Raw genomic sequence first — 3,543 nt, 5'->3', positions numbered from 1 at the left:
TATTATTTTATCTTTTATCATAATATTCAAATTACTATTGCGAATAATCCATTCACTTATATACAATAAAAAATCCTCCTCTGGATTCCCAAAGGGGGATTTTTTCATCTAATCTATAGGAGGCTAGTTATGAAATTTAATCTACATGGTTATATTTTTCTAAAAAGGGAATTCGTTTCGCTACGAGTGCATACATTTTGAAAACAAGTTTTGCGATTGGTTCAAATATAAGTTTTTTCTGCAACAATAAACTGCTTGTTACAATTGTTATTACAGCTGCACCCATTACATCTACAGGGAAATGAACCCCTACATACAAACGTGATATACAAACTAAAACCGCCCATAAAAGTGCAATATATCTTAACTTTTCTCCTCTAAGAATAAAAATAAATGCAATCGATAATACAAGTACAGAATGATCACTAACAAAGGATGAGTTTTCTGCATGTGGTACTAATTGATTCACATCATATGATACAAAAGGACGTGGATGATAATATACTACATGAATAAAAATATTTACTAGTAATGCAATTATTACTGAAAGTGTCGTATACAACACTGTATATTGTTTTCTTATCGCACTCTCTTTCTTTCCGTTATGAAACCATAAGATAAACATGAATAGAATAGCCACATATGCAGCGCTATTTGTAATAGCAATCATAATCTTATCTAAGAGCGCAGATGTACCCGCTAAATTGTTTATCCACTGAAATACTGTGTAATTCACGTTACTCTCTCCTTATAAGTTCTTATATTACTTGAAATAAAGATACAAGTTTACTTGATTTACACAGTATACAACATTTACACATATTTAGATTTTCACTTTGTTCATTTTACTATTTTTCATTTGACAATTATGTAACTATTTACATGAATTCAAGATATATAATGTTAAAAAACCCTTTAAATCAAATGGTTCACGAACTTTAAGTGCATATATTACATAACATATCTATATAAAAAGATAGGTTATTAAATCATATTTTTATTCCATACGTAGAGCGATATTACCGAACTGTTCCCCCTGTTCCATACGTTTTAATGCTTGAATAGCCTCTTCTAACGAATAAACTTTATCCATAATTGGTTTAATCTTATATTTCTCTATAAACTTAATCATTTCATTAAATTCCTCACGGCTACCCATAGATGTCCCCATAACATCAATTTGATTATAAAATAATGCACGTAAAGGTAATTCAATTTTATCTCCTGAGCTTGCACCAAAATTAACAATTCTCCCATTTGGTTTTAATACATCAAAGTATTTTAAGAATGTTGCTGGACCTATACTATCAATTATTAAATCTACTTTCTCACCGCTTAAACTCTCTTCCCAATTTCCAGAACTATTAAAAGAAAAGTCTGCGCCATATGTTTCGGCAAACTTTCTTTTACTCTCTACCCTTGAAGTAACACTTACTTTTGCACCAATTGCTTTTGCAAATAACATGGCAAATGTCGCTACACCGCCGCCTATCCCCGGAATTAAAACATGTTCACCACACTTCAATCTACCCTTTGTAAAAAGCGCTCTATATGCAGTTAGTGCCGATAAAGATAGTACCCCAGACTCTTCCCAAGTAAGATATGACGGTTTTTCCACTACATTTTCAGCTGACACAATAACATATTCTGCAAACGTTCCATCTCTCGGTCCACCTAACACCTCTGGTAACTCAGGTATTTCAGCAATATTATCCCATCCAATACTAGGATTAATAATAACCTCGCTATTTAATAAATGATTTGAAACACCTTCTCCGATTTCTGTAACAATCCCTGATCCATCTGAACCTATAACTAATGGTAAATCCATTTCTTTTCTATTATTTATAATAAATAAGTCTCTATGGTTTAATCCTGCTGCTTTTAACTTTACTTTTACTTCACCGGCATTAGGATTTGTTTCAGATGAAAATTTATATTCTAATCCTTCTAGCCCTTTTTTATCTTGATGTACTATAGCTTTCATTACTTCATTCCCCCTTAATATTTTCAATGTACTAGATATATGAAAATAAATAAAAGAATCTGCCTCCAATAATTAGAAATAATGTATATCATTGTGACAAAAAAATCCTTTCCTATAAATAACGTAGGAAAGACAGGGTGTTTTTAAGTTTGGCCAATTCTAATATACTTTGAATAAACGGCGCTTTTGCATTTGTATATGAAACACGATCAAAAGGATATGTAGCTGCAAGCTTCTCTTTTAATTCCCTATATTCTTTACGTACCCATTCATGTTTTATTAGAAAGTCTCGAAATAAAAGATTATTTTTCCATTCATCACTATTATAAATATAAACATGCAAATGATGAGTACCAGCTCTCCATTTTCCCTTTCTAAAAAAACGTCGATTAGGTGTTTCTTTTGGAACATACTCATATCCAATTTTCAATAAATCTTCAATCCACTTTTTCGTAATTTGTAAATCCGTTACACCAACCATCATATCTATTAGCGGTTTCGCTCCTAATCCCTCTACGGATGTACTTCCTATATGTTCAATAGAAATACAATCTCCTCCAAGTAAAGAAATAAATTTCTCTTTTTCTATTACATACTCATCATGCCAGTCATTTTGATATGGTTTAATTACGATTTGTTGTTCCATTTTAGCCACCTTCTTATAATTATTCATCATTATATTTATAAAATTTCATGTGATCAACATAGGATTTTCACAAAATATGTCGAATACTGAAATATACAACTTAATTATAATAAATGCGAGGTATATTATGAAAGATATTCCAGTTAAAATTCAGTTAAATCAAGTTACATTCCAGTTAAAAGAACATCATAATTTTGATTGGCTATTGAAATTAGGAAACGTATTTGCGGTTTTTGACCAACAAGATTCAGGCAATCTATCTTTCGGTGTAGAAAAAGATGGGTGTAAGAAATTTATTAAATATGCAGGAGCACAAACGCTTGCATATGAAGGAACTATAAAAGACGCTATTGAAAGATTAAAAAATTCAGCTTCCCTATACGAGGAATTAAAGCATGACTCGCTTATAAAACTAATTGAACACTTCCCAATTAACTCTGGATATGTATTAATTTTTGATTGGTTTGATGGTGAATGTCTTCATTCGCATTGGAGTTTCCCGCCTCCTGAAAAATATGCTAATCCAAGCTCTCCATTTTATAAATTTAAGCATTTATCAGTTATGGAACGAATTCAATCCTTACATTGCATTTTTTCTTTCCATACATTTGTCGAAAAGAAAAACTATGTAGCAATAGATTTTTATGACGGTAGTATTTTATATAATTTTCATACAAGTGAGACGAAGATTTGTGATATTGATTTATATTCTAAAAAACCATACGTGAATAAAATGGGAAGATTATGGGGCTCCTCACGTTTTATGTCTCCTGAAGAATTTGAACTAAATGCCATGATTGATGCAAGAACAAATGTATTTAATATGGGGGCAATGGCGTTTGCTCTCTTGGGCGGTGGAAAAGATCGTTCCTTTACAAAATGGGAAGCAAGTAAAGATTTATATGAAATA

The 3,543-nt window shown here is 31.2% G+C and carries 4 protein-coding genes; 1 reads left to right on the top strand and 3 read right to left on the bottom strand.

Translation table 11 applies throughout. The features are described from left to right. Positions 1-136: 136 nt before the first annotated feature. From KI369_RS28250 to KI369_RS28240, 3 genes are all read right to left on the bottom strand, one after another. Entirely contained in the window at positions 137-736 is a 600-nt protein-coding gene (locus KI369_RS28250; RefSeq protein ID WP_212958962.1) for an undecaprenyl-diphosphatase, read from the bottom strand. A gap of 261 nt (positions 737-997) precedes the next feature. Further along, entirely contained in the window at positions 998-1,987 is a 990-nt protein-coding gene (locus KI369_RS28245) for a zinc-binding dehydrogenase (RefSeq protein ID WP_212958961.1), read from the bottom strand. Between the two features lie 112 nt (positions 1,988-2,099). After that, on the bottom strand, positions 2,100-2,633 hold the full coding sequence (locus tag KI369_RS28240; RefSeq protein ID WP_212958960.1) for a GrpB family protein: 534 nt from the start codon (positions 2,631-2,633) through the stop codon (positions 2,100-2,102). Positions 2,634-2,760: 127 nt separating this feature from the next. Between KI369_RS28240 and KI369_RS28235 the strand changes: the two genes are divergently transcribed. Then, positions 2,761-3,543, top strand: a 783-nt coding sequence (locus tag KI369_RS28235; RefSeq protein WP_212958959.1) for a protein kinase family protein, incomplete at its 3' end; no start/stop codon positions are given.

This window comes from Bacillus sanguinis (genome assembly GCF_018332475.1).
GTDB lineage: Bacteria > Bacillota > Bacilli > Bacillales > Bacillaceae_G > Bacillus_A > Bacillus_A sanguinis.
Note: the sequence above shows the minus strand (reverse complement) of the source record. Positions and strands in the feature narration are given on the sequence as shown.

What these genes read in the sequence shown, in the direction of transcription:
- KI369_RS28240 (WP_212958960.1), bottom strand. Translation starts at nt 2,633, where the DNA reads ATGGAACAACAAATCGTAATTAAACCATATCAAAATGACTGGCATGAT.
- KI369_RS28245 (WP_212958961.1), bottom strand. Translation starts at nt 1,987, where the DNA reads ATGAAAGCTATAGTACATCAAGATAAAAAAGGGCTAGAAGGATTAGAA.